Annotated in this window: 28 protein-coding genes; 22 read left to right on the top strand and 6 right to left on the bottom strand. The window is 65.2% G+C overall.

What is annotated here, in order from left to right; translation table 11 throughout:
• From AC5RWO_RS16470 to murA, 3 genes are all read left to right on the top strand, one after another.
• A complete protein-coding gene (locus tag AC5RWO_RS16470) occupies positions 1–288 on the top strand; it encodes a F0F1 ATP synthase subunit epsilon (RefSeq protein WP_074701693.1) in 288 nt (95 codons plus the stop codon).
• Positions 289–306: 18 nt separating this feature from the next.
• A complete protein-coding gene (locus AC5RWO_RS16475; RefSeq protein ID WP_498732613.1) occupies positions 307–738 on the top strand; it encodes a DUF2550 domain-containing protein in 432 nt (143 codons plus the stop codon).
• 75 nt (positions 739–813) lie between these two features.
• Positions 814–2,115 (top strand): UDP-N-acetylglucosamine 1-carboxyvinyltransferase, encoded by a 1,302-nt coding sequence (gene murA, locus AC5RWO_RS16480; RefSeq protein ID WP_498732614.1) that lies wholly within the window; start codon positions 814–816, stop codon positions 2,113–2,115.
• Positions 2,116–2,191: 76 nt separating this feature from the next.
• On the opposite strand, the gene AC5RWO_RS16485 is transcribed toward murA, so the two are convergent.
• Both AC5RWO_RS16485 and nucS read right to left on the bottom strand, forming a co-directional pair.
• Positions 2,192–2,395 carry a cold-shock protein gene (locus tag AC5RWO_RS16485; RefSeq protein WP_074701697.1) on the bottom strand — a complete coding sequence of 68 codons (204 nt, stop codon included), beginning with the start codon at positions 2,393–2,395 and terminating at the stop codon, positions 2,192–2,194.
• A gap of 288 nt (positions 2,396–2,683) precedes the next feature.
• A complete protein-coding gene (gene nucS, locus AC5RWO_RS16490) occupies positions 2,684–3,379 on the bottom strand; it encodes an endonuclease NucS (RefSeq protein WP_498732615.1) in 696 nt (231 codons plus the stop codon).
• A 58-nt stretch (positions 3,380–3,437) separates the two neighbouring features.
• Between nucS and AC5RWO_RS16495 the strand changes: the two genes are divergently transcribed.
• Positions 3,438–3,764 (top strand): Rv1322 family protein, encoded by a 327-nt coding sequence (locus AC5RWO_RS16495; RefSeq protein WP_498732616.1) that lies wholly within the window; start codon positions 3,438–3,440, stop codon positions 3,762–3,764.
• A gap of 21 nt (positions 3,765–3,785) precedes the next feature.
• Here AC5RWO_RS16495 and AC5RWO_RS16500 read toward each other — a convergent pair whose 3' ends face one another.
• Positions 3,786–5,072 (bottom strand): AI-2E family transporter, encoded by a 1,287-nt coding sequence (locus AC5RWO_RS16500; protein WP_498732617.1) that lies wholly within the window; start codon positions 5,070–5,072, stop codon positions 3,786–3,788.
• Positions 5,073–5,353: 281 nt separating this feature from the next.
• Here AC5RWO_RS16500 and AC5RWO_RS16505 point away from each other — a divergent pair, with 281 nt between their 5' ends.
• The 8 genes from AC5RWO_RS16505 (at position 5,354) to AC5RWO_RS16540 (ending at position 15,408) form a co-directional block, all read left to right on the top strand.
• The gene (locus AC5RWO_RS16505; protein ID WP_498732618.1) at positions 5,354–7,075 is read left to right on the top strand and encodes a DUF8094 domain-containing protein; all 1,722 of its coding nucleotides are present in this window, start codon (positions 5,354–5,356) and stop codon (positions 7,073–7,075) included.
• A gap of 59 nt (positions 7,076–7,134) precedes the next feature.
• Positions 7,135–8,103, top strand: coding sequence for a co-chaperone YbbN (locus AC5RWO_RS16510; protein WP_498732619.1), 969 nt, complete (start codon positions 7,135–7,137; stop codon positions 8,101–8,103).
• Between the two features lie 11 nt (positions 8,104–8,114).
• A complete protein-coding gene (locus AC5RWO_RS16515; protein ID WP_498732620.1) occupies positions 8,115–9,227 on the top strand; it encodes an NADH:flavin oxidoreductase/NADH oxidase in 1,113 nt (370 codons plus the stop codon).
• Positions 9,228–9,275: 48 nt separating this feature from the next.
• Entirely contained in the window at positions 9,276–10,148 is an 873-nt protein-coding gene (locus AC5RWO_RS16520; protein WP_498732621.1) for an ABC transporter ATP-binding protein, read from the top strand.
• Positions 10,130–11,701 carry a transporter gene (locus tag AC5RWO_RS16525; protein WP_498732622.1) on the top strand — a complete coding sequence of 524 codons (1,572 nt, stop codon included), beginning with the start codon at positions 10,130–10,132 and terminating at the stop codon, positions 11,699–11,701. Before AC5RWO_RS16520 ends, AC5RWO_RS16525 begins: the two co-directional genes overlap by 19 nt.
• A gap of 99 nt (positions 11,702–11,800) precedes the next feature.
• On the top strand, positions 11,801–12,109 hold the full coding sequence (locus tag AC5RWO_RS16530) for a DUF3039 domain-containing protein (RefSeq protein ID WP_074701707.1): 309 nt from the start codon (positions 11,801–11,803) through the stop codon (positions 12,107–12,109).
• An 84-nt stretch (positions 12,110–12,193) separates the two neighbouring features.
• A complete protein-coding gene (locus AC5RWO_RS16535) occupies positions 12,194–13,630 on the top strand; it encodes an MFS transporter (RefSeq protein ID WP_498732623.1) in 1,437 nt (478 codons plus the stop codon).
• On the top strand, positions 13,627–15,408 hold the full coding sequence (locus AC5RWO_RS16540; protein WP_498732624.1) for a DEAD/DEAH box helicase: 1,782 nt from the start codon (positions 13,627–13,629) through the stop codon (positions 15,406–15,408). The genes AC5RWO_RS16535 and AC5RWO_RS16540 overlap by 4 nt, the downstream gene beginning before the upstream one ends.
• Positions 15,409–15,435: 27 nt before the next feature.
• Here the strand turns inward: AC5RWO_RS16540 and AC5RWO_RS16545 are convergent, their stop codons facing one another.
• Both AC5RWO_RS16545 and AC5RWO_RS16550 read right to left on the bottom strand, forming a co-directional pair.
• Entirely contained in the window at positions 15,436–16,068 is a 633-nt protein-coding gene (locus tag AC5RWO_RS16545; protein WP_498732625.1) for an isochorismatase family protein, read from the bottom strand.
• Positions 16,065–17,405: a nicotinate phosphoribosyltransferase gene (locus tag AC5RWO_RS16550; protein ID WP_498732626.1), complete on the bottom strand. Its 1,341-nt coding sequence runs from the start codon at positions 17,403–17,405 to the stop codon at positions 16,065–16,067. The genes AC5RWO_RS16545 and AC5RWO_RS16550 overlap by 4 nt, the downstream gene beginning before the upstream one ends.
• A 90-nt stretch (positions 17,406–17,495) precedes the next feature.
• Between AC5RWO_RS16550 and clpS the strand changes: the two genes are divergently transcribed.
• From clpS to AC5RWO_RS16585, 7 genes are all read left to right on the top strand, one after another.
• On the top strand, positions 17,496–17,846 hold the full coding sequence (gene clpS / locus AC5RWO_RS16555) for an ATP-dependent Clp protease adapter ClpS (RefSeq protein ID WP_498732627.1): 351 nt from the start codon (positions 17,496–17,498) through the stop codon (positions 17,844–17,846).
• Positions 17,847–17,848: 2 nt separating this feature from the next.
• A complete protein-coding gene (locus tag AC5RWO_RS16560; protein ID WP_498732628.1) occupies positions 17,849–18,424 on the top strand; it encodes a DUF2017 domain-containing protein in 576 nt (191 codons plus the stop codon).
• Positions 18,425–18,541: 117 nt separating this feature from the next.
• Positions 18,542–19,510, top strand: coding sequence for a glutamate racemase (gene murI, locus AC5RWO_RS16565; protein ID WP_498732629.1), 969 nt, complete (start codon positions 18,542–18,544; stop codon positions 19,508–19,510).
• On the top strand, positions 19,507–20,301 hold the full coding sequence (locus AC5RWO_RS16570; protein WP_498732630.1) for an MBL fold metallo-hydrolase: 795 nt from the start codon (positions 19,507–19,509) through the stop codon (positions 20,299–20,301). Before murI ends, AC5RWO_RS16570 begins: the two co-directional genes overlap by 4 nt.
• Before the next feature lie 28 nt (positions 20,302–20,329).
• Entirely contained in the window at positions 20,330–21,100 is a 771-nt protein-coding gene (gene rph, locus AC5RWO_RS16575; RefSeq protein WP_074701717.1) for a ribonuclease PH, read from the top strand.
• Positions 21,097–21,732 (top strand): RdgB/HAM1 family non-canonical purine NTP pyrophosphatase, encoded by a 636-nt coding sequence (gene rdgB, locus AC5RWO_RS16580; protein ID WP_498732631.1) that lies wholly within the window; start codon positions 21,097–21,099, stop codon positions 21,730–21,732. Before rph ends, rdgB begins: the two co-directional genes overlap by 4 nt.
• Before the next feature lie 74 nt (positions 21,733–21,806).
• Complete coding sequence (locus AC5RWO_RS16585; protein ID WP_498732632.1) at positions 21,807–22,487, top strand: DedA family protein; 681 nt, start codon at positions 21,807–21,809, stop codon at positions 22,485–22,487.
• 16 nt (positions 22,488–22,503) lie between these two features.
• Here the strand turns inward: AC5RWO_RS16585 and AC5RWO_RS16590 are convergent, their stop codons facing one another.
• Positions 22,504–23,106, bottom strand: coding sequence for an HAD family hydrolase (locus AC5RWO_RS16590; protein WP_498732633.1), 603 nt, complete (start codon positions 23,104–23,106; stop codon positions 22,504–22,506).
• Between the two features lie 191 nt (positions 23,107–23,297).
• Between AC5RWO_RS16590 and AC5RWO_RS16595 the strand changes: the two genes are divergently transcribed.
• The 3 genes from AC5RWO_RS16595 to AC5RWO_RS16605 are packed head-to-tail and all read left to right on the top strand — an operon-like array spanning position 23,298 to position 25,305.
• Entirely contained in the window at positions 23,298–23,687 is a 390-nt protein-coding gene (locus tag AC5RWO_RS16595) for a GntR family transcriptional regulator (protein ID WP_498732634.1), read from the top strand.
• On the top strand, positions 23,684–24,619 hold the full coding sequence (locus AC5RWO_RS16600; protein ID WP_498732635.1) for an ABC transporter ATP-binding protein: 936 nt from the start codon (positions 23,684–23,686) through the stop codon (positions 24,617–24,619). The genes AC5RWO_RS16595 and AC5RWO_RS16600 overlap by 4 nt, the downstream gene beginning before the upstream one ends.
• Complete coding sequence (locus AC5RWO_RS16605) at positions 24,616–25,305, top strand: hypothetical protein (protein WP_498732636.1); 690 nt, start codon at positions 24,616–24,618, stop codon at positions 25,303–25,305. Before AC5RWO_RS16600 ends, AC5RWO_RS16605 begins: the two co-directional genes overlap by 4 nt.
• The last annotated feature ends 76 nt before the right edge of the window (positions 25,306–25,381 follow it).

The raw sequence follows: 25,381 nt of genomic DNA on the forward strand, positions 1-25,381 counted from the left end.
ATGGCTAACGAAGCGGCTGAACTGGAAGTAGAGATTGTGGCGGCGGACCATTTCGTGTGGTCCGGTGCGGCAACTTTGGTCAAGGCTCGTACGGCTGAAGGCGAGATCGGAATCCTGCCCGGCCACTCGCCGGTGCTGGCTATTCTGGCTCCCGGCGAACTGGGGATTAACCCGGTCAACGGCGAGCGGATCAACGTGACTGTGGACGGTGGATTCTTCTCCGTTGACAGCAACCGCGTGGTCATCGTGGCGGATAACGCCACGGTCAATGACCTGGCCACGGCTTAGGTACAGCTAGCGGCGACAGTGGAAGAAGTCGGTTACACGTTCGCTCTTCTGGCGGCACTGTTCCTGCTGCTGCTGCTGACGCTGCTTGCCTTCGGGGTGCGCCGCTATCAACTGCGGCGCGCCCTTGGCACTTTTGACGCCTCCATCTGCATGCTGCCTGGCAGCTGGCAGATGGGGGTTTGTCGTTATGCGGACAAACACCTGGAGTGGCTGCGGCTCTTTTCCCTGAGTCCCAGACCGCGCTACAGATTCCGGCGCAGCGCCTTGGAGCTGCAGGGGTGGCGCCAACCTACGGAGGCCGAGCGGGCGAAGATTCAGCCCGGGGCCATTGTGGTAATGCTTCGCCATGACCAGCAGGAATTACTGCTCGCCATGAGCTTCGATGTTTACGCGGGTCTGTCTTCCTGGTTGGAGGCCGGTCCGGTGATAGGTATCGGTACCTGGCGTTGAAAATGCTTTCGCGGCGCGGCTCCTCACCGGAGCCGCGCCGCTGTTCTTTACGGACCGCTCATTAGGATGGGGACTATGGAAGATGTGATCGTCGTCAACGGACCCAGCACCCTGTCGGGGCGGGTTGAAGTGGCTGGGGCGAAGAACAGTGTCTTGAAACTGATGGCCGCCGTGCTGCTGGCCGAGGGAAAATCCACGATCACCAACGTGCCGAATATCCAGGACGTGTGGATCATGGCGGAGTTGCTGCGAAGGCTTGGCTGCACAGTTGATTACGACGTCCATGCCTCCTGCGTGCACATTGACGTTCCTGCTGAGCCGGCCCATCAGGCTGACTATGACCTGGTCCGGGCGATGCGGGCGTCGATATCGGTGTTGGGACCGCTGGTAGCCCGCTGCCACCAGGCAGAAGTAGCACTGCCCGGTGGAGATGCCATTGGCTCCCGCGGCTTGGACATGCACCGCAGCGGCCTGGAGCTGATGGGGGCGGAGATAGTCATCGACCACGGCTATCTTGTCGCGCGTGCGCCTGACGGCCTGCACGGCGCCCACCACAGGCTCCCGTTTCCTTCGGTAGGGGCAACCGAGAATCTGATGATGGCTGCGACCCTGGCACACGGCGTCACGACCATTGACAACGCGGCACGGGAACCGGAGATCTGCGATATCGCCGAGTTGCTGGTGGCCATGGGCGCGGAGATCGAAGGGATCGGCTCGCCGACGTTGGTGATTACCGGCGTCGAACGCTTGCGCCCCGTCACGCACCGGACTGTTCCGGACCGAATCGTTGCGGGCACGTGGGCGTTCGCCGCTGCCATGAGCGGCGGGAGCGTCGACGTCTGCAACGCGGTTCCGGAACATCTCTCCGTGGTGCTGGACAAGCTTGCCCAGGCCGGCTGCACAATCACTACCCGCGCGGACGGATTCATCGTCGAGGGCAATGGCCGTCCGGCCCCCATCAACGTCTCCACGCTGCCGTATCCCGGTTTCCCGACGGACCTCCAGCCATTCGTTGTTGCCCTGAACGCGGTGGCGGATGGCAACGGCATGGTGACGGAAAACGTTTTTGAGGCGCGGTGGGGTTTTACCTCTGAACTGGCCCGGCTCGGCGCCGTGGTCCGGTTGGACGGGCACCATGCCTTGATCAGGGGGGTGCCGCAGCTATCCGGGGCGCCCGTGGTGGCAAACGACATCCGTGCCGGGGCCGCCCTGGTGATTGCCGGTCTGGTCGCTGACGGCGTGACCGAGGTCCGGGGCGTGGACCATATAGACCGCGGCTATGAGCGTTTCGACGAGAAGCTGCGCACCTTGGGTGCTGCCGTGGCACGGCAGGGGAGCGAGCCGGAGCCCGGCGCGCTGGCCGGCCGATTGCGTTAACGTCAGAGGTCCCCGGATTCCTCCGGGGACCTCTGGGCAAGTCCGTCGCAGCGGTGCCGCGAGGTGGTATTCGAAATCAGATGACGGTTACGCCGGTGGCCTGCGGCCCCTTGGCGCCCTGCCCGATCTCGAAGGTCACACGCTGGTTTTCGTCCAGGGTCTTGAAACCACCCGTCTGGATTTCAGAGTAGTGGACGAAAACATCGCCGTCGGAATCATCCGGGGTGATGAAGCCGAAGCCCTTTTCAGCGTTGAACCACTTGACGGTCCCCTGTGCCATTTATTTCTCCTCATAGTGGAACTTTTTAGCCCGGCACACCTCGTACCGGACCGGGGTCACTCCGTGGAAGACCTCATGTCCGGCTGGGCGCCGAAACCGTGAGGAGCTTCACACTCGCAACATGTCCTGCGAGCATGAAAAACACACATACACAAAGACTGCGTTAAGCATCACACACGTAAAATGGCAGGTCAACGGCCTGTGGGCGCATTCAATCGTTTGTTAAGCAAATGTTCTCCCGCGGTTGCGGGAGTGCCGCGCCCGCTTTCAAAGGCGGCCCGGACAGGGTCAGAACAAGCGTGCTTCGCTGTCGTCAACGCCGCGCATGGCGTCGTAGTCCAAGGTCAGGCAGTCTATGCCGCGGTCCGATGCCAGCACCCGTGCCTGGGGCTTGATTTGCTGGGCCGCGAAGACCCCCTTCACCGGGGCCAGCAGGGGGTCGCGGTTCAGTAGTTCAAGATAGCGGGTCAGCTGCTCCACGCCGTCGATATCGCCGCGGCGTTTGAGCTCCACGGCCACGGTCGCGCCGGTGGCATCGCGGGCCAGAATATCGACCGGACCGATGGCGGTCATGTACTCCCGGCGGATCAGGCTGTAGCCCTCGCCGAGGGTGTGGATCTGCTCGGCCAGCAAACGCTGCAGGTCTGCTTCGACACCGTCCTTGACCAGGCCCGGGTCGACGCCGAGTTCGTGGCTGAACTCGTGGAGCTGCTCGTGGATCTGGATGACCAGCTTGTCGTCGCTCTTGGCATGCTGGACGTGCCAGACTTCGGCTACTCCGTCGGCAGCATCGGTTTCGTCCGGAGCCTCGACACGGAGTCTGGCGGGCGGGCTCATCCAGTTCAGCGGCTTGTAGGAGCCGCCGTCGGAATGGATGAGAACGGAGCCATCCGCCTTGACCATCAGCAGGCGTGTGGCCAGCGGCAGATGGGCGCGGAGACGGCCGATGTAATCAACTGAGCAGCGGGCAATAACTAAACGCACAGTAGGCCACTTTACGTTAGTTTGTGCGGGCTCCTGCGTGGTGGGGCAGAATTGACCCATGCCCCGTTCAAACCGTCCCCGCCGCCGCACTGGGACGGCGTCACGTAAATGGGCGCAGGGCGCCGAGCTTGACCTGGACGGGGCCCGGGCGGGTATCCCGGAACGGCAGAGCGCGCCGGACGGGGAGTGGAACGTGCGGCGGATAACGCCGGGCAGCGCTGCCAAGGACTACACCTGCCCGGGATGCGGGCAGATGATCCGTCCCGGCGTGGAACACCTGGTGGCATGGCGGCAGGACTCGCTCTTCGGTGCGGAAACGGCCCTGGCCGAACGGCGGCACTGGCACCCGCATTGCTGGAAGACCCGAAGTTTCCGTTACCGCTAGCCGAGGAATTCCCGCGGCAGGCTAGCGCTGGTCTTGCCTGCTAATGATGACCTCCTTGAGCAGCAGCATTACGGCTGCCGCTGCAGGAATCGCCATGAGGGCACCGAGGACGCCCATCAACAGGCCGCCGGCAATGACGGCGATGACCGCTACGGCACCCGGCACGGCGACCGCGCGCTGCATGATCCGGGGCGAGACGAAGTACGCCTCGAACTGCAGGTAGGCGAAGTAGATGATGGCAAAGAGCACTGCCGTCTGCCAGTCCACGGTGAGCGCCACGAGCGAGACCATGATTCCAGCGATCATGCCGCCCACCAGCGGGATAAAGGCCAGCAGTGCTACCAGGAATGCCAGCAACACGCTGAACGGAACGCCGGCGATGGACATGGCGATGAAGGCCACCAGCGCGTTGACGAGGGCGACACAGGCCTGCCCGATCACATAACTGCCGACGCTGCCGGTGATTTCCTCGGCGAGGAACTGGACACGTTGCCGCCGCGATCTCGGCGCCAGCCGGTAAGCCCAGACCTTCATCGCCGGCAACGAGGCGAGGAAATACAGGGTCAGAACCAGCACGATCAGTGCCCCGAAGGCACCTTGGAAGACCCTGCTGCCGACGCCGAGCACGCCCCCGAAGATGCCGGTGACGGCGTCGGAGTTGGCAAAGAACCTGGCCACTTCCTCATCCACGCGGTTGCGGACCTGGAACCGTTCGTCGATGGATTGGAATACCGGCGACTCCAGGAATTCGTCTACGTATCTCGGCGCATTGGCCACGATCTGCGTTGTCTGGTTGACGATTGTCGGAATGAGCGTTGAGAAGAACGCCGCCAGGAGCCCGGCCAACGCGAGGACGACGGCGACAACTCCGGCAGGCCGTGGCAAGCCCTTGAGCTCCAGCCACCGCACCACCGGATCCAGGCCGAGCGCGATGAAGAGCGCGGCGGTGATCCAACCGAGCAGTTCGCCGATGTTGGTGAGGATGAAATACAACAGCAGCGCCATGCCGACACCGACGGTCGCCATGAAACCGAAATGGATGGGATGGTGGGCAGCGGTATAGCCGGAGACAGCGGCGGGAGGCGGTGGCTCGACGTCGTCAGCCTCATCGGGTGTCTGGGCTTCCGGCGGCATTTCGAACCGGAGACGCGGCTGGGCGCGCGGAATGGAGGCGCCGATCCGGCCGAGGGCGGTCAGGACGGATTTCCGGCGGGCATGCGTGGTGACCGGGACCGGGAGTGCGGCCTCCGGTTCACTGGAGTTGTCGTTGCCCTCGGCACCAGCCGGATTTCCTGTATGCTCCCTCACGCGTATTAACCTGTTTCCCTCAGCCCGCGAACGTAGACGGGATGGACTTTGTCGAAGAGTACCAGCGGTTGTCAGCAGCAACCATGGTGGCAGGGCCGGAACGCCGGTGCCCGGGTGGCCGCTGTCACCAAGAAGGCACTCTAACAGTCTTTTTCGTTACCATAGGGTTATAAAAGATCGGCCGATGACGAGCGATGACATTTCTACCCGCGGACTGACCTTGTCCTGCCGCGGTTTGACGCGGGCGTCATGCCCCGCAGCGACGATTGATAGGTATTTTTGTGCGTTTGAAAATTGCAGTGGCCCTGATTGCAGCCGGCCTCCTCGCCGTGGTGCTCGGAATCGCCCTGCGAACCGTCTGGGCACCTCCGGAGACAGTTTCCGCGAACTATTCACCGGCTGAATCGACGGCACCGGTGACGGTGATCGAGCCCGGCGTACTGGGCGTAGATGATGAACGGGTGGACATCACGGTTGAAGGCGAGGGAGAGTTCTTCCTGGCTGTGGGCCGTGCCGGCGACGTCGACGCATGGGTCGGCGAAGCAGCGCATACGTCCATTTCCGCCATCGAAGACGGACAACTGCAGGGCAGTGCGGTAGAGGGGGACGCCAAGGTTCCCAACCCCGCAGGATCGGACCTGTGGGTCAGCGAGGAGACCGCCGAGCAAAGCACCGAGCACCGGTGGATCGCGCCGGCCGAGGGCGAGTGGTCGATCCTGCTGGCCGCGGACGGTACCAAGCCGGCTCCCACGAACGTTACGGTCAGCTGGCCGAACGACACCTCTTCTCCTGGGAGCATTGCCCTGATCATTATCGGCGCGCTGCTGGCAGTGCTCGGACTGGCAATCGCCATCATTTCCCGCCGCGGCGGCGGAGCTGCCCCGGCCGGTGGGCAGGGTAACCGGCCGACCGGCAGCCTGGACGAGACCGCAGTTGTCGGCGGCCGCCGTGTGGCAGCAGGAGGCGGTCCGCGTGACTCTGCCGGAAGGGCTGAATCGCGTGCCGTTACACGTCGTTCCGGCGCCGGTGCCTTGGCCGTCGTGCTCGCTGCCGGAACGGCGCTGACCGCGCAGGTCCTGCCGGCGCACGCCGGCGAGCCTGCCGCTTCGCCCGAGGCAGCAGCGACCGGCTACCCCGTCGTGCTGGACGGGCAGTTGAACCGCATTATGGATGCAGTGGCCGGAGCTGTCACCGCGGGTGACGCTGCCCGCGACGCCGGCGAACTCAACGCCCGGGTCGGCGGCGCAGCCCTCGCACTGCGCGAGGCCAACTACAAGGTGCGTGCAGAGAACGGCGATGTGGCGGCACCCGTGGCCGTTGCCGCCGATCCGGTTCTGACCTCCATGGTCGACAGCGGCCCGGAATGGCCCCGGACCGTTGTGGCGGTGACGCGGGGCGACGATAATCCGGTTCCGCAGGTAGTGGTGCTCTCGCAGGCAACGCCGCGGGAGAACTACAAGATGGTCCACGCCGTGCAAATGCTGCCCGGTACAACCTTCCCCCAGGTCTCCACCGAAAAGGGCGGATCCCCGTCCGTGCCGGCCGACAGCAAGGACGGACTGCTGCACGCGCCGCAGGAGGCCCTGAACCTGCTGGCCGGCTACCTGACGGACGGCAAGAACAAGGAAGCCGTCGCGGAGAATACGTTCGCCGAACAGATCACGTCCTTCCAGAAGGACCAGGTCGCATCCAATGACAATGCGGAGATCTCCTTCAGCCGCAGCGTCGACGGAAAGTCCGTGCGGGCGCTGAAGACGGCCGACGGCGGTGCCATGGTTTACGGCTATATGCGCAACGTCATGAGCAGCGTTCCTTCGGAACCGGGAGCCACCGTCGGACTCTCTGAAGAGTTCGCGGCGCTGGCAGGGGAGAAGTCCACCACGGAGGGCGTGGACGTAACTTACGGTGAGTCCGTAGCCATCTATGTTCCGCCGGCAGGATCGAAGGAGCCGATCACCGTTATCGGCGTGGCCCAGGACTTGGTGGATGTCCGCTTGAAGTAAGACCGAACACCGGCCCGCCGAATTCGGAAGGCCCCGAGGATACGTATTAGTGTGATGTCATGAGCATTCCAGCTTCAGGGCAGGGCCCTGCGCCGTCATCCCTTAATCTCCGCGGAGCCGTGGATCTGTCCGCGCTCAAGCGGCCGCAGCAGCCGGCGGGCAACGCGCCCGGTACGGCGGCGCCTGCCGGTCAGGACGGCAACGGCGCCCGCGTGCCCTACATCGTGGACGTCAATCAGGAGAGCTTCTCTTCCCTGGTGCAGCTTTCCGCGCAGGTGCCGGTGATCGTGGAACTCACGGCCGGATACAGCGATCTCGCCCAGCAGTTGTCCGCCGTGTTCAGGACGGTGGCGGACGAATACGCCGGCCGGTTCATCCTGGCGCGGGTTGACGTGGAGGCCAGCCCCGGCATCGGGCAGGCGTTCCAGCTGCAGAGCGTGCCAGCGGCCGTGGCCTTGCTGAAGGGCCAGCCCATTCCACTGTTCCAGGGCCTCGCCAGCGAAGAGGAGCTGCGTTCGTTCGTCGAGGAACTGCTCAAGGTGGCTGAAGCCAACGGAGTGACCGGGCGCGCCGGTTCTGCCGATGGCCAGGAGGAAGCCCCGGCCGAACCGCCGCTGCCGCCTCTGCATCAGGAGGCGTTCGATGCGATCGAAGCCGGCGACTATGCCGCCGCTGCCGCCGCCTACCGCAAGGCACTGGCCGAGCAGCCCGCCGACAATGAAGCCAAGACCGGGCTGGCGCAGGTTGAACTGATGCAGCGCCTGGAGGGTGCCGATGGCGCAGCTATCCGCACCGCCGCTGCGGAGAACCCGGATGATCTTGCAGCACAGCTGGCGGTGGCGGACCTGGACGTATCCGGCGGCCATATCGAAGATGCATTCGCGCGGCTGGTGAAGTTTGTCGCCAGGAACGCAGGCGATAACCGCGAAGCGGCACGCGCGCGCCTGGTGGACCTGTTCGAGGTTGTCGGAGCTACGGACCCGCGGGTTTCCAAAGCCCGCCAGGCCTTGGCCCGGGCGCTCTTTTAGGGGCGGGCCCGGTGGCTGCCGACGCGACAACCGGACTGCTCAGCCCCATTACCCTGCGGGGCCTGGAGCTGGCGCACCGCGGATGGGTGGCACCCATGTGCCAGTACTCCGTGGACGGCGCGGACGCGCCGGGGGTGCCCAACGACTGGCATCTGATGCATCTGGGCCAGTTCGCGGTCGGGGGAGCAGCACTGATCCTGACCGAAGCCACGGCGGTAAGCGCCGCAGGACGCATCAGCGGCCGTGACACCGGCATCTGGACCGACGCGCAGGCAGATGCCTGGAGCCGGATCACGGATTTTGTCCACCGGCACGGGGCAGCAGGTGCGAAGATCGGCATTCAGCTTGCCCATGCCGGCCGCAAGGCCTCCACCTACTGGCCATTCGCCGTCGAGCATGGAAGTGTCCCGCGCTCGGAAGGCGGCTGGCAGACTCTCGCCCCGACCAGCGAACCGTTCGACGGACTGGACGCACCGGAGGCGCTGGATGAAAACGGAATCCAGCAGGTCATTACGGACTTCAGGGATGCCGCGGCGCGTGCCGTCTGGGCCGGGTTCGACACGATCGAAATCCACGGTGCCCACGGCTACCTGCTGCACCAGTTCCTCAGCCCCCTGGTCAATAACCGGGACGATGCCTGGGGAGGATCGGAGCCGAAGCGGTCAAAGCTGCTGCTTGCGGTCATCGACGCAGTCCGCGGGGTGATCCCTGATGCCATGCCGCTGCTGCTGCGCGTTTCGGCCTCGGACTGGGCCCCGGGCGGGCTGGATCCGGATTCGGTTTCGCGGATCGCGGATGCCGCGCGCGAGCACGGAGTGGATTTCGTCGATGTTTCCAGCGGCGGCGCGGTGCCCGGTGTCCGCATTCCGCTGGCTCCCGGCTACCAGGTCCCCTTCGCCGCAGAACTCCGGCAACGGACCGGGATGCCCGTCGGCGCGGTGGGGCTGATTTCCTCGGCCAGGCATGCCGACCGCATTATTTCCGACGGCGAGGCCGACGCCGTCCTGATCGCGCGCGCCGCCTTGCGTGACCCGCATTGGTGGCAGCGCGCCGCCGTCGAACTCGGCCATGATCTGCCCTGGGCCCCGCAGTACGAGCGGGCTGCCGTGAGGGAGAATTTTTAGTCCTTGCGGATGATGTGAACAGGGAACCGGCGTTGTTACCGTGGGTTCATGACATCCCCCGACGCCTGGCCGCCCGCCGAATCCGGCACGGCATCTCCTGCACCATCTGACTACGTCGAGCCGGTCGAGCCGGCCGGGTCGGCCGGGACAGCCGCAGTTCCGCCGCGCGCACCGGCGCTGGGTGTTCGCGGTCTGGCAAAGCGCTTCGGCGAGAAGATCGCCGTCAACGGCGTGAACCTGGATGTGCCGGCGGGATCGTTCTACGGCCTGGTGGGACCCAATGGCGCTGGCAAGACGACCTCTTTGTCGATGGCAACGGGGCTGTTGCGTCCGGACTACGGCCAGGTCTGGGTGCACGGTGTCGACGTGTGGGCCCAGCCGCTGGAAGCCAAGCGGCTGATGGGAGTGCTGCCCGACGGCGTGCGGCTTTTTGACCGGTTGACCGGCGAGCAGCTGGTCACCTACGCGGGACTGCTGCGCGGGATGGACCGGGAGACCGTGGCCGGCCGGGTGGCGGACCTGCTGCGGGCGATGGACCTGACCAATGACGCGGGCACGCTGGTGGTGGACTACTCGGCGGGGATGACCAAGAAAATCGCTCTGGCTTCGGCGTTGATCCATGCGCCCAAGCTGCTGGTGCTGGATGAGCCGTTCGAGGCGGTAGACCCCGTCTCGGCGGCCAACATCCGGGACATTCTGCACGATTACGTGGACTCCGGCGGCACCGTGATCGTCTCGAGCCACGTGATGGACCTGGTCCAGCGCATGTGCGACCACGTTGCCGTCATCGCCAACGGCAACGTGCTGGCGGCCGGCACCGTGGACGAGGTCCGGGCCGGCGCCAGCTTGGAGGACCGGTTTGTGCAGTTGGTCGGCGGCCGGAACCAGGCGGAGGGGCTCGAGTGGTTGCGCACCTCGTAAGGCTCAAGCTGACCCTGCTGCGCAACGGCTTCAAGCGCAGCCCCTGGCAACTGGTCGGCGTCATCCTCGGCGGCCTCTATGCGCTGGGTGTCCTGGTGCTGCTCGTCGCCGGGCTGGTCCTGCTGGCCACGCATGAACCCGGGATAGGACGGATGGCCGTCATCCTCGGCGGTGCGGCCGCGTTCCTGGGCTGGGCGCTGATCCCCATGGTGGCTACCGGCGTCGATATGACGCTGGATCCGGCCCGTTTTGTCACCTTCGCGGTGCCCATGCGGCAGCTGCTGCTGGGCCTGGCCATCGGCGGCGTCATCGGTATTCCGGGCCTGGTCACCCTGCTGGCGGCCTTGGGCCAGGCGGCCATGTGGTGGCGCCAGCCCGTGGCGATGGTTGCCGCCATACCCTGCGCCGCCGTCGCTGTTTTGACCTGCATTGTGCTTTCCCGGCTGACTACGTCCGCGTCGACCACGCTGGCAAGTTCCCGCCGGTTCAAAGACCTCAGCGGCATTATCGGCATCATTCCGCTAATGCTCCTGGGCCCGATCATCATCGGCGTCACCGAGGGGCTGCAGAGCTCGCGCGATTTCCTCCCCTCGCTGGCCGACACCCTCGCGTGGACCCCGCTGGGGAGCATCTGGGCAGTGCCCGGCGACCTGGCACTGGGGAACTGGGGCGTGGCGGCGGCCCGTTTCGCCATCGGTGCGGCGTTCCTGGCCCTGATCGCCTGGCTGTGGAAAATCAGCCTGGCCCGTGCGCTGGTGACACCGCCGTACAATTCGGTAACCCGCCGGGCCGCCGGCCGCCTGGGCTTCTTCTCCCGCTTTCCGGCCACGCCCACCGGCGCCGTCGCGGCCCGGGCCCTGACCTATTGGTTCAAGGATCCGCGGTATGGCGCTTCGCTGATTTCCGTTCCGCTGATCCCGGTGGTAATGTTCTTCGCCTTCTCGCAGGGCGGCGATTTCGGCTTCATGATCTGGCTCGGGCCGATCATGGCGTTCCTGCTCGCCTTCGGCATCTCGGCCGACATCTCCTACGACAACACCGCCTTTGCCCTGCACCTGACCACCGGCGTCAGCGGCCTCGCGGACCGGGCCGGGCGCGTGCTGGCCTGCGCGGTGTTTGCGCTGCCAGTGACGCTGGTTTTCGCCGTCGTACCCTTCATATGGCTGGACAGCTGGGAACTGTTGCCCGGCGTGCTGGGCCTGTCGCTGGGCACCCTGCTGACCGGCTTCGGGCTCTCCAGCGTGGTGTCGGCCCGCTACACCTACAACGTGCCGCTGCCGGGGGAGAGCCCCTTCAAGACTCCGCCCGGCTCGACCGCCCGGATGATGATTGTGCAGATGGGCGGCATGGCGGTCCAGCTGCTGCTGGTGCTCCCGGAGGCCGGTCTGCTGCTGGCCGCCATGCTCACCGGCGACGCGATCTGGAGCTGGGCCGCGCTGGCTGTCGGCCTGGTGCTGGGCGCTGTGCTGCTCTTTATCGGACTGCGGGCCGGCGGGAAGTGGTACGACCGCCGTGCCCCCGAAGTGCTGCAGGCCGTGGCCGTCAACAAGTAGCCTCCGCTGCATAGAAAAGTCTAAATAACGACGGCGGGGCCTTGGGTTCCGCCGTCGTCCCTACCCCGGGCGCGGGGAAGCGGCGGGTAAGATGGACACATGACTTTGCCTCCTGATCCCTTCGAAAACGACCCGTACCGCGATCCCTCGGGGCCGGGCGGTTCCACCGCGACCATTGAGCGCGAAGAGCAGCGCGAGGAACTCGAGCCCGGAGACCGGGAGCGCTTTGCCCACTATGTGCGCAAAGAGAAGATCATGGAGTCAGCGCTCTCCGGCGAGCCGGTGATTGCCCTGTGCGGCAAGGTCTGGACGCCGGGCCGCGACCCCAAGAAGTTCCCGGTCTGCCCCGAGTGCAAGGAAATCTACGAAGGCCTGCGTCCCGGAAACGACGATTCCGGCAAGAAGTAAGCCTGTCTTCCATTCACCTGCGGCCGTCGGAGGTTCCATCCGGCGGCCGCTGCCCGCTGCCTGAAAGTATGTACTGATTACCAGATGACCGAACCACCAGCCGCCGCCGCAGCCGCAGAGGGAGCGATGTCGGCTGCCTATCGGTCGCTGACCATCGGGCTGCTGGCCATCATCACGCTGGCCGCGTTCGAAGCGATGGCCGTCGCCACGGCGATGCCGGTGGTCGCGCAGGAGCTGCACGGTCAGTCCAGCTACGGGCTGGCGTTCTCCATGTTCCTGACCGCCTCGCTGCTGGCCACCGTTATCGCCGGCATCTGGTGCGACGTCAGGGGCCCGACGCCCTCGCTGCGTATCGGACTGGCGCTGATGGTGGCGGGCTTGGTGCTCTCAGGCGTGGCGGATACGTTCTGGCTCTTCACCGCCGGCCGGGCCATTGCCGGGCTCGGCGGCGGTTTCCTGATCGTGGCGGTCTACGTGATCATCGGGCAGGCATACCCCCACCAAGTGCAGCCGGTCATTTTCGGCTGGCTCGCGGCGGCCTGGGTGGTGCCGTCGCTGATCGGCCCCTACGCGGCCGGACTGCTGGCGCAGTACTTGTCCTGGCGGCTGGTCTTCTACGGCGTGGCACCAATCGTGCTGCTGGCGGTGCTGGTGATCTGGCCCTCGGTGCGCCGTCTCGGCGCGCCGGAAGAGCCAACCATGGACCGGCGCCTGGGCAAGCAGCAGGCAGTCCGCGGACTGGTCCTGGCCGGCGGCGTGTTCCTGGCCCAATGGGCGCTGTACCAGGCAGTCCAGACGCCGGAGGCAGGAACGGCCGCGGCACTTTATGCCGTGGCGGGCGTAGGTACAGTGCTGGCGTTGCTGGCACTGCCGGGTCTCATGCCGGCCGGCACGCTGCGCCTGAAGCGCGGGCTGCCCAGTGTCGTCGCCACCCGAGGCTTCATCAACCTCGCGTTTTTCGGCGCCGAGGCTTTCATCCCGCTGATGCTTGTTGCTTCCCACGGCATCTCGCCGGCGACCGCAGGCCTGGCACTCACCTCGGGCGCGGTGGGCTGGAGCATCGGCTCGTTCGTGCAGGCGCGCGTGCGGACAGACCGGCACTGGCTGCTGGTCATCGGTTCCGGCGTGCTCGCCGCCGCCATGGGACTGATGTCGCTGCTGACCAACCCGGAGGCACCGTTCTGGCTGCTGATTCTCGTGTGGGGAATCGCCGGTTTCTCCATGGGCATGGCGTTGTCCACGACGTCGGTCATGATTCTGAAGATGTCCGCTCCGGCCGAGCGGGGCCGGAACTCGGCGTCGCTGCAGCTGGCGGACCAGCTCGGTGGCGTGGTCGGCACCGCGGGAGCCGGGAGTTTGTTCGCGCTGCTGCGGAACCCGGACAACCCTGCGGACGCCGGCGTGTACGTGGTGATCTGGCTCGCACTGGCCGTCTTCGCCGCGGCCGCCATGTACACTGGCTGGCGCAGTGCTGAACAGGATCCATTAGCTGCAAACCGCAAGGAGTTTCGCAAAGTATGAGCCAGGACACTCTCTTCGGTTCCGGACCGGCGCTACCCCCCGCCTACCCCGAACGGGCTGCCTGGGGTACCGCGCCCAAGCTGCGCCAGTGGCAGGCCGAAGCGCTGGAGAAGTACTTCTCGATGGCGCCGCAGGACTTCCTGGCCGTTGCTACTCCCGGCGCCGGTAAAACCACGTTTGCGCTCCGGGTCGCGACAGAGCTTGTCGAGCGCGGGACGATCAACCGCATCGTCGTCGTCGCCCCGACCGACCACCTGAAGCGCCAGTGGGCCGACGCCGCGGCGCGGGTGGGACTGTCCATCGATCCGAACTTCAAGAATTCCGACGGCGCCCACGGCCGTGACTTCATCGGTGTGGCCGTAACCTATGCGCAGGTGGCCATGAAGCCGATGCTGCACCGGGCCAAGACGGAGGTCGCCAAGACGCTGGTCATCCTGGACGAAATCCACCACGGCGGCGACGCGCTCAGCTGGGGCGACGGCATCCGCGAGGCATTCGAGCCGGCTACCCGCCGCCTGGCCCTGACCGGTACACCCTTCCGCTCGGATACGGCGGCCATCCCTTTCGTCGAATACGCCGAGGACAAGGACGGCATCCGCCGCTCCAAGTCCGACTACACCTACGGCTACGGCAATGCGCTGCGCGACCATGTGGTCCGCCCGGTGATCTTCATGGCGTATTCGGGGCAGATGCGCTGGCGCACCAGCGCGGGCGAAGAGTATGCCGCCTCCCTCGGTGAGGCGGCAGTCACGAAGGACATCACCGCGCAGGCCTGGCGGACCGCGCTGAATCCGCAGGGGCAGTGGATTCCCTCGGTGCTGGCGGCGGCCGACAAGCGTCTGACCGAGGTCCGCCGTGCCGTCCCGGATGCCGGTGGACTGGTGATCGCCACGGACCACGAGGACGCCCGCGCCTACGCCGGACAGCTCAGCCGGATCACCGGCGAATCGCCCACGGTGATTCTGTCCGACGACGCGGGGGCCTCCGAGAAGATCGAAGAGTTCTCAGCATCGGACAGCCGGTGGATGGTGGCCGTGCGCATGGTGTCCGAAGGCGTCGACGTGCCGCGCCTCTCCGTCGGTGTATACGCCACCTCCACGGCGACCCCGCTGTTTTTCGCCCAGGCCGTGGGACGCTTCGTGCGTGCCCGGACGCGCGGCGAGACCGCCTCGGTGTTCCTGCCCTCCGTGCCTAACCTGATGGCCCTGGCCAACCAGTTGGAGCTGGAGCGCGACCATGCGCTGGACCGCCCAGACAAGGACAACGACGAGGGCTTCATTCCCGAAGAAGGCCTGATGGAGGCCGCCAACCGGGAGGACAAGGCTTCGGACTCGCTGACCAAGGGCAAGTACGAGGCGCTGGAATCCCAGGCGTCGTTCGACCGGGTGCTTTTCGACGGCGGCGAATTCGGCACCGGCGGCGAAATCGGGTCCGAGGACGAACTGGACTTCCTCGGCATTCCCGGCCTGCTGGATGCGGATCAGGTGGGCACGCTGCTGCGCCAGCGCCAGCAGGAGCAGCAGTCCCGCAAACGCCTGCGCAGCGGCGCCGCCCCGGAACCCGAGCCGCAGGTGGTGGACCACCGGCAGCTGACGGAACTGCGCGGCCAGCTGGCCAAGAACGTATCAGCCTGGTCCGCTCGCTCCGGCATGCCGCACGGCATGGTGCATTCCGAACTGCGCCGGATCTGCGGCGGCCCGGCAGTTGCCCAGGCCAATGAGGAACAGCTCAACAAGCGGCTGAAGAAGCTCCAGGACTGGTTTATCGGCCGCAAGTAGGCCTCAAGCAGGCCCCGTTGGCAGGGGTCAGTTCTGTATCTGTTCCTGCACTACCTCGATGCCGTTGTCTTCGAGCTCCGCGATGGTCTCGGCCACCCGCTCCTCGTTGATACCAGCCGTCAGGTCTAGCAGGACGGACGTCGAGTAGCCGGCCTGCACGGCGTCAAGGGCAGTGGCGCGGACACAATAGTCCGTGGCGATGCCTGTGACTACCACTTCGTCCACCTCGTTCTGGCGCAGCCAGTCGTCCAGGCTGAGTACCTCCGCATCGTCCTCGTCGCCGTCGTCCTCCAGGTCGCCGGTGGCCACCTCGTCCTCCGGGGCAAGCAGGCCTTCGAAGCCGGAGTAGGCCGCCGCATAGGCGCCCTTACGGAAGTAGGCGTCGATCTCGTCGGTGTCCAGGTCCGGGTGCAGCTGTGCGCCCTTGGTGCCGGCCACGCAGTGCGGGGGCCAGCTGTCCACGAAGTCCGGCGTCTCGGAGAAATGGGTCCCCGGATCGATATGCCAGTCCTGGGTCGCCACGACGAAGTCGTAGTTGATGCCGTGGACCTCCAGATGCTCGCTCAGGTCCGCGGCAACCCGGGCGCCGCCGTCGACACCCAGCGAGCCGCCTTCGCAGAAATCGTTCTGCACATCCACAATCACCAGTGCACGGGTCATGATTCCTCCTCAAACTCCTCGAACTCAGTGGGGATTACCGCTTCGCCGCGCTGCAGGCGGCGGATGGTGCCGGGCAGTTCGGCCATTGACTTGTGGTGCCGCTCGGCCGCACGCTCGACGCCTTCGGCACCGGTCCATCCCGGCAGCAGCTCGCCGTTCTTCATGAACTGTTCGATCAGCGGGCGGTCATTGCCGTCATCCCTGGGCCGGTGGCCGATGCCGACGATTTCCGCGGTGGCGGTGCCGCGTTCATTGAGCCGGCGCAGGGCGTATTTGCGGCCGCCGACGGAGACCTTGTTCTTGGCCGCCTTTGCCACCGGCACCGGGTTTCCGTTGTCATCTTCGCGGCTGACCAACTTGTACACCATGCTCGCTGTCGGGGCCCCGGAACCGGTGACTAGTTCCGTGCCTACGCCATAGGAGTCCACCGGCGCAGAAGCCAGGGCCGCAATGGCGAATTCGTCGAGGTCCGACGTGACGGTGATGTGTGTGTTGTGGTTGCCTAGATCGTCCAGCAGCTTGCGGACCCATTGGGCCTGCGTGACCAGATCGCCCGAGTCCAGCCGCACGCCGCCGAGTTCCGGACCAGCCAGTTCAACGGCCGTCCGGACGGCATTTTCGACGTCGTACGTATCCACCAGCAGCGTGGTGCCCTTGCCGAGGGAAGCCAGTTGGGCCTCGAAGGCGGCCCGCTCGCTGTCGTGGAGCAGGGTGAAGGAATGGGCCGCGGTGCCCACGGTCTTGATGCCGTAGCGGAAGCCCGCCTCCAGGTTGGAGGTGCTGGTGAACCCCGCGATCACCGCTGCGCGCGCCGCGGCCACGGCGGATTCTTCCTGCGTGCGCCGGGAACCCATCTCGATGCAGGGCCGGGCGCCGGCCGCGCTGGTCATCCGGGAGGCCGCCGAGGCGATGGCGCTGTCATGGTTCAACGCGGACAGGATGAAGGTTTCGAGCACACATGCTTCGGCGAATGAAGCTTCGACGATGAGGATGGGCGAGTACGGAAAGTAGGCTTCGCCTTCGGCATAGCCGTAAATGTCCCCGCTGAACTTGAAATCCGCCAGCCAGTCGAGCGTGGGAGAGTCGACCACCTTGGTACGGGCCAGGAAATCGAGCTGGGCTGCGGGGAAGGTGAAGTTCTGGATGCCCTCAAGGATCCGGCCGGTGCCGGCAACCACGCCGTAGCGGCGGCCGTCCGGCAGCCTGCGAGCGAACGCTTCGAAGACGGAGCGCCGGTGGGCAGCTCCGGAGCGCAGGGCGGCCTGCAGCATGGTCAGCTCGTAGTGGTCGGTATACAAGGACGTGCTGGGAGGAACCCAGCCGGATTCGGTACTCACACCACAAACTCTAATCCGGTGTTCGCCGTCTGAGTACCCGGCACGGCCAAAGCGGCGCGGGGAGTCCTGAAGCCTACAATGGAATCCATGATGTCGAGCATTTACCCTGATTTCGCCCTGCCCGCGGTGGTGGTCAACACCATTGTCGACGCCGAAGCAGAAACGGCCCGGGACGCCGAAGTCGAGGAGCTCTCCGCAACGGACGTGCCCTGGGTGGTCATTGTCTGGAATGATCCGGTCAACCTCATGAGCTATGTCAGCTACGTTTTCCAAAGCTACTTCGGCTACTCGGAAGCCAAGGCCAACAAACTGATGCTCGAGGTGCACCAGCAGGGCAAATCGGCAGTGGCCAGCGGCACCCGGGAAAAGGCGGAGCGGGACACCGTGGCAATGCATTCATTCGGCCTGTGGGCCACGTACCAGAAGGCGGACCAGGCGTAAGTATGGCCAAGGCATTCAGGAACACGCGCAAGGGCATTACCGGCGAGCTGGAAGCGGCGGAGCGGGATCTGGTCCGCCGCCTGTTCGAGGACATCATCAGCATGCTCGAGCGCGAGGGGATCGCCGACGAGGATCCGCTGGCGGCGATGGTCGGGCTGGACAGCAAGGCCGTCAAGCCCGAGGATAGCGCCCTGCTCCGCCTGCTCCCGGATGCGGTGAAGAACGACGACGGCGAGGCGCTCGAGTTCCGCCGGCTCACCGAACGTTCCCTGCGGGAAGACAAGGTAGCGGCGCTGCGCGCCAGCTCGCTGCTGCTGGAGCAGAGCCATGTCCAGCTGACCGCCGAGCAGGCCCGGCTCTTCGCCCGCGCGGTCAATGATGTGCGGCTGGTGCTGGCGGACCGGCTCAAGATCGAAACGGATGAAGACGCCCAGGCCCTGCACGGCATCGACGACTGGTCCCAGGCCGAGGATCTGGACACCTACCTGGCCCTGGTCTACAACTTCATGACCTGGCTGCAGGAGACTTTGATGCAGGCGTTGCTGGATGGGCTGGGCAGGCCCGAATCGAACAGTTGATGCCCGCCGGCGTGCTTCCCGCCGCGTCATCAGACTGTGAGATGGCTTACAGCCGCTGCGCGGAAGTTCTGCAATAGCACGGCCAGGACTTATCCTCGTTAGATCATGAGCCCGGACGTGAGTGCGACTTTGAAGAACAGCCAACCCTCTGCCCCCATCGGCATTTTCGATTCGGGTGTCGGTGGGCTGACCGTTGCGCGTGCTGTCATCGACCAGCTGCCGCAGGAGTCCGTGCTGTACGTCGGGGATACCGCGAACGGCCCCTATGGACCCTTGCCGATCGCCGAAGTGCGGGCCAACGCCTTGGGCGTCATGGATGAACTGGTGGATTCGGGCGTCAAACTACTCGTCATTGCCTGCAACTCGGCCTCCGCGGCCGTGCTGCGCGATGCGCGGGAACGCTATACCGCCCGCTACGGAATTCCGGTGATCGAAGTTATCCAGCCGGCAGTCCGCCGCGCCGTTGCCTCGACCCGCAGCGGCCGGATCGGCGTCATCGGTACTTCCGCAACCGTCGGCTCCCGCGCCTACGAAGACACCTTCGCCGCCGCGCCGCATCTGGATGTCACCTCGGTTGCCTGTCCGCGGTTTGTCGAATACGTGGAAGCTGGCGTGACGGCGGGGGACCAGCTCTTGTCCACGGCTGAGGAGTATCTTGCGCCGCTGAAGACGGCGGAGATCGATACCCTGGTGCTCGGCTGCACCCACTATCCGCTGCTGACCGGCGTCATCTCCTACGTGATGGGGGACAGTGTCACCCTGGTCTCCAGCGCAGAGGAAACCGCGAAGGATGTCTACCGTGCCCTGGTGCGCCATGGCCTCCTGCGTCAGGATGGCCTGCCGCCGCAGCACCACTTCATTGCCACAGGCGACGCGGCCGCGTTCGAGGTGCTGGCCAGACGCTTCCTGGGGCCCGAGGTCCGCACCGTGGAGCACGTGGACCGCGTGGCGGCGCAGTATCCCACCGGAGCCATGGCGCGGATTACTGACGAGATGATCGCCGCGGCGAAGTCCGGGAACGACGGGAACGAGGGGGCCAGGCTGTCGCATTTCGTCGGTGCCGGACGTGAGGACGCGGGGATATGAACCTGACCATTATCGGCTGCACCGGTTCGTTCCCGGGGCCGCTGTCACCTGCGTCCTGCTATCTGGTGTCGGCTCACGACGGCGAAAGGACCTGGCGGATCCTGCTGGACCTGGGCAACGGTGCGCTCGGAACGGCCCAGCGTTATATGGACCTGGAAGACATCGATGCGGTCTTCCTGAGCCACCTGCACCCGGACCACTGCATGGATCTGTGCGGCTTGCATGTTGCCGTCCGCTGGCATCCGGACGGCTGGTCAAAGGGCCGCATCCCGGTGTGGGGGCCGGCCGCCACCGCGGACCGGATGGCAACCGCCTACGGTCTCGAACTGGATCCGGGCATGCACGAAGAATTCGATTTCCACAACTGGACGGATAGGGAAAGCGTCAAGCTGGGGCCCTTCACCATCACGCCGTACGCCGTGCGCCACCCCGTGGACGAGGCATACGCCATGCGCGTCGAGGCCACCGAGCCGGGCCCCAACGGTCCGGTCACCAAGATCCTGACCTATTCCGGCGACACGGACAGCTGTGACGCCCTGGTCGAAGCGGCTCAGGATTCGGATATGTTTCTCTGCGAAGCGGCCTACCATGAGGGCCGCGATGACGCCATTGAAGGAATCCACCTGACGGGAAAGCGGGCCGGTGCAGCGGCGACCAAGGCCAATGTCAGCCGGCTGCTGCTGACCCATTTACCGGTGTGGAACGACTCCGTGCGTACGGTCGAGGAAGCCCGTGAGACCTACTCGGGCGGTTTGGCCGTAGCCGTGGCCGGAGTCAGCTACGTCGTTTGAGCCGTGGCCGTGCGGATAAGCTGGATTCATGACTTCAGTTGACTCGAGCTCCGCCCTGCCCGCCGCCATCGTCCGTGCCGATGGGCGCGCACCGGACCAGCTGCGGCCCATCAGCATTACCCGGGGCTGGTCCAACCAGGCCGAAGGCTCGGCGCTGATCGAGTTCGGCAACACCCGCGTGCTGTGCACCGCATCCTTGACGCAAGGGGTGCCGCGCTGGCTCAAGGGCGAGGGCCGCGGCTGGGTCACCGCCGAATACGCGATGCTGCCCCGGGCCACGAACACCCGCTCCGACCGCGAATCCGTCAAGGGCAAGATCGGCGGCCGCACCCACGAGATTTCGCGGCTCATCGGCCGTTCCCTGCGCTCCATCATTGACCTCAAGGCCCTGGGCGAAAACACGATTGTGCTGGACTGCGACGTCCTGCAGGCCGACGGCGGAACCCGTACCGCGGCGATTACCGGGGCGTATGTGGCGCTGGCCGACGCACTGCGCTGGGCGAAGGAAAACAAGCTGGTGGGCCGCAACGCCCAGCCGCTGATCGATACGGTGGCAGCCGTCAGCGTGGGGATCATCGACGGCGTGCCCATGCTCGATCTGCCCTACGTCGAAGATGTACGCGCCGAAACGGACATGAACGTCGTCGTTACAGGGTCCGGAAAGTTCGTCGAAGTCCAGGGCACCGCCGAGGGCGCGCCGTTTGACCGGGACGAACTGAACGCGCTGCTGGATCTGGCCCTCGCCGGCACCGTCGAGCTCGCACAGATCCAGCGCGAGACCCTCGGGGAAAGTGCATGAGCGGCTCAACCCAGCCCGGCGGTGCGGCCCGTCTGGTCCTGGCCACCAGGAACCCCGGCAAGCTGCGTGAACTGCGCGAGCTGCTGCGGGGGCAAGTTCCGGGTCTCGACGTCGACACCCAGGTCATCGACGCAGCCACCGCCGGCGTGCCCGATGTGAAGGAAACCGGTGTCACCTTCGCAGAGAACTCCCTGCTCAAGGCGCGGGTCGTGGCGGCAGCGACGGGGCTGGTCGCCGTCGCCGATGATTCCGGCCTCGAAGTCGATGTCCTCGGCGGGGCTCCGGGCATCTTTTCGGCCCGCTGGTCGGGTTCGCATGGTGATGACGCCGCCAACCTGAAGCTGTTGCTGGCCCAGCTCGAAGACATCGGACCGGAACACCGTGCGGCATCCTTCGTCTGTGCGGCCAGTGTCGTCTCGGCCGACATGGATGCCGTGGTGGAGGGCAGGCTTCGGGGAACGCTCCTGACCGAGCCGCGCGGCGCCGGCGGCTTCGGCTATGACCCGATCCTTCAGCCCGAGGGCATGGACCGCAGCTGTGCCGAGCTGTCGCCGGAGGAAAAGAACGCCATCAGCCACCGCGGACAGGCCTTTCGGGCACTGCTGCCGCACCTGGTCAAGGCCCTGAGCTGAGGCGGTGGGGTTCGTCACGGTGCAGACGTGCCGTTCGGCGAAGCGGTGGAGCGTAAGGCACACTTGAAGGCATCATGAGCATTCAATTCCCCGCTGCCGTTTCCGCCCAGTCCACTGACTCCGCCGCGAACCTTACGGGCGTGGCCCAGTGGGCCGTGAACATGATGGAGACCATCGGGGCTCCCGGCGCGGGTCTGGCTATCGCGTTGGAAAACCTCTTTCCGCCTCTTCCAAGCGAAGTTATCCTGCCGCTGGCAGGCTTCACCGCCAGTCGGGGAAACTTCACGCTCATCGAGGCACTGCTCTGGACGACACTCGGTTCGGTGCTCGGAGCCTGGTTGCTCTACGGGCTGGGCGCTTGGCTGGGCCGCCGGCGGATGTACGCCATTGCTGACAAACTCCCGCTGGTCGACGTCGAGGACGTCGAAAAGGTAGAAGCCTGGTTCAACCGGCACGGTTACAAGGCGGTCTTCTTTGGCCGGATGATCCCGATCTTCCGGTCCCTGATTTCCATTCCGGCGGGTATCGAACGAATGCCAGTGTGGAAGTTCCTGCTCCTGACCACGGCCGGCAGCCTGATCTGGAACGCCATCTTTGTTTTCGCCGGGTTCTACCTCGGCGAAAACTGGCACTTCGTGGAGCAGTACGCGGACATCTTCCAGAAGATCGTCATTGCCGCAGTGGTCATCTTTGCGGCCTACTGGCTCATTTCCAAGATCGTGAAGATCCGCAACAGCCGGAATTCAGCCTCCTGACTCCGACTCCCGGCGGCTAAAGTCCGAGCTCGCGCAGCAGGTCCGTGCCCGGCACATGATGGACCGTGGTCATTCCGAGCGCCTTGGCAGCCGCAATGTTTTCGGCCTTGTCGTCGATGAAGACGATCGCGGCCGGATCCGCGTTCAGCGTTGAGAGCACGTGCTGGAAGGCGCCGGGATTGGGTTTGACCTTGCCGATCCTGGAGCTGTAAAAGCACTGTGAAAAGTACCGGGTCCATGCTGCGGAAGAAAATTCGTCTGCCATGGCCAGCGGCATGTTGGACAGCACTGCCAGCTGAGCGGTGCGCGAACTGAGCAGATCCAGGACATCGAGTGTGTCCAGATTCAGATGGGACCACTGGATGGCGTCCAGTGAATCCAGTTCCATGGCTCTGCCCTCGGAGACGGCCGAGCCGACTACCCGTGTCCAGTAGTCTCTCGAGGAGAGCCGCCCCTCGTCGTACTGCAGCCGGTGCAGCCAGTAAGCGCTGTCCACCTGCCGCAGATTCAGGCCTGCCGCCTCTTCCAACGCCTGCCAGTCAGCTTCTTCCGGGGCGGTGGAAATCACCATGCCGTAGTCGAACAAATACCACTGCGGCCCGGGGGTGAGAGTAGCCATGTGTCAAGGGTAGCGCTGCGCCCGCCGGCTTCTAAGAGCTCCTGTGTTAACACTTCATTAAGCTTCTGCTCCGTTTTCCCCAGCCGCATCTCTTGACCTCCGGCGCAGGAGGTGTTGTATGGTTAGTTACATAAGTAATGAACCCCCTAACCTCGCCGAGGTAAACGGAGGTTGGAAGGGCAGGTGGGCAGGTGATCGATGAATCACGTCCGATCTTCATGCAGATTGCCGAGCTGATCGAGAACGACATTGTCGATGGGGCGCTGGCAGAAGAGGCGCAGGTTCCTTCCACCAACGAATTTGCGGCCTTCTACCGAATCAACCCGGCTACGGCAGCCAAAGGCGTCAACCGGCTGGTGGACGAGGGCATCCTCTACAAGAAGCGGGGAATAGGCATGTTTGTAGCCACGGGCGCCCGGGCTCTGCTGTTGGACAGGCGAAGGGAAGAATTCTTCCGCCAATATGTCCAGCCGCTGGCCCGGGAGGCACGCAAGCTCGGAATCAGCAAGGATCAGCTGGCGCAAATGCTCAGCCGCAGCGAAACAGACACGGAAACCAGTGAAAGGAGTGTGGCACAGTGACGGCCCCAGGCGACTCGACCATCATCGAAATCCGCAATGTCACCAAGCGCTACAAAGACACCACGGCCCTCGACGACGTCAGCATGAAGATCGACGGCGGCAAGATCTACGGTCTGCTCGGCCGGAACGGAGCCGGCAAGACCACACTGATGTCGGTGCTGACCGCCCAGGGCTTCCAGACCTCCGGGGAAATCCGGATCTTCGGCGAGCATCCCTACGAAAACGACAGGGTCCTGAGCCGGATCTGCTTCATCCGCGAGTCGCAGAAGTACCCGGATGATTTCACCGCCGAACAGGCCTTCGCCTCGGCCGCGCTGTTCTTCCGCAACTGGGACAAGGCCTTTGCGCAACGGCTGGCCCAGGACTTCCAGCTGCCGCTCAAGCGCCGGATCAAGAAGCTCTCGCGCGGCCAGCTATCCGCGGTCGGTGTCATCATCGGTCTGGCGTCCCGCGCGGAGCTCACCTTCTTCGATGAGCCGTACCTGGGTCTGGACGCTGTGGCCCGGCAGATTTTCTACGACCGGCTTGTCGAGGATTATTCGGAGCATCAGCGCACCATCATTCTTTCCTCGCACCTGATCGATGAGGTGGCGAACCTGCTTGAGCACGTGATCGTGATCGACAAAGGCAAGATCATGATCGACGACGACGCCGAGGCCATCCGCGGCTCGGCGTTCACCGTAGTCGGCACGGGCACCAGGGTCGCTGCCTTTACCGCCGGCCGTGAAATCCTGCACCGGGAGTCTTTGGCCTCGCTGGCTTCGGTCACCGTTGAAGGCCGGCTGAGCGTAGCCGAGCGGACCGAAGCGGCGGAGCTCGGCCTGGAAGTGGCGCCGGTATCCCTGCAGCAACTCATCGTCCGCCGGACCATGGGCGCTGGCGCCGAACTGTCTATGAACGGGGCGGCTACCGAACTGGAGGTCTCACCATGAACCGCATTGCTAACGTCGCCAGGATGCAGCTCATCAATAAGTGGACCTTCCTGGGCATCCCTGCGGTCATCATGGCGGGAGCCTTCCTGGTCACTTACGCCATCTGGGCGCTGATTCCGGACAGCGAGTCCACCGTGTACTCCGGGGCTGCGCAGGCTGTCATGTGGTATTTCCTGGCCCTGGGGATCCAGTCGCTGACCCTCACCTTCCCGTTCTCGCAGGCTATGAGCGTCAGCCGCAGGACGTTCTATCTGGGCACCGTCGGCTTGTTCGCCGTCGTCGCCCTGGCCATCAGCGTCCTGTACTACATACTCGGTCTGGTCGAGGTAGCGACCAACGGCTGGGGCCAGAACGGGCAGCTCTATGCCCTGGGCTGGATTGCCGGCAGCCACGGCGTAGTCCAGATCCTGTTTTACTTCATCGCCATGCTGGCCCTGTTCATGGTCGGCTTCTGGTTCGCCACCGTCTACAAACGCTGGCGGGCCACGGGCATGCTGATCGTCTGGATTGCGATTGCCTTGGCGCTGCTGGGCCTGGTGGCGTTGACCACATGGCAGGGCTGGTGGCCCGCGGTCGGCGCGTGGTTCGTGGCGCAGACGCCGCTGAGCGTCTCGGGCTGGGTTGCACTCTTCTGCGCCGTCCTCGCCGCGGGCTCCTACCTCACCCTGCGCCGGGCCGAGCCGTAGGAAGCAGAGCTGCCAGCGACACCCAAAATAACGACGGCGGCTGCCGGCCTTGGTGCCGGCAGCCGCGTCGTGTTTA

The organism is Arthrobacter sp. B055-34 (assembly GCF_059090425.1).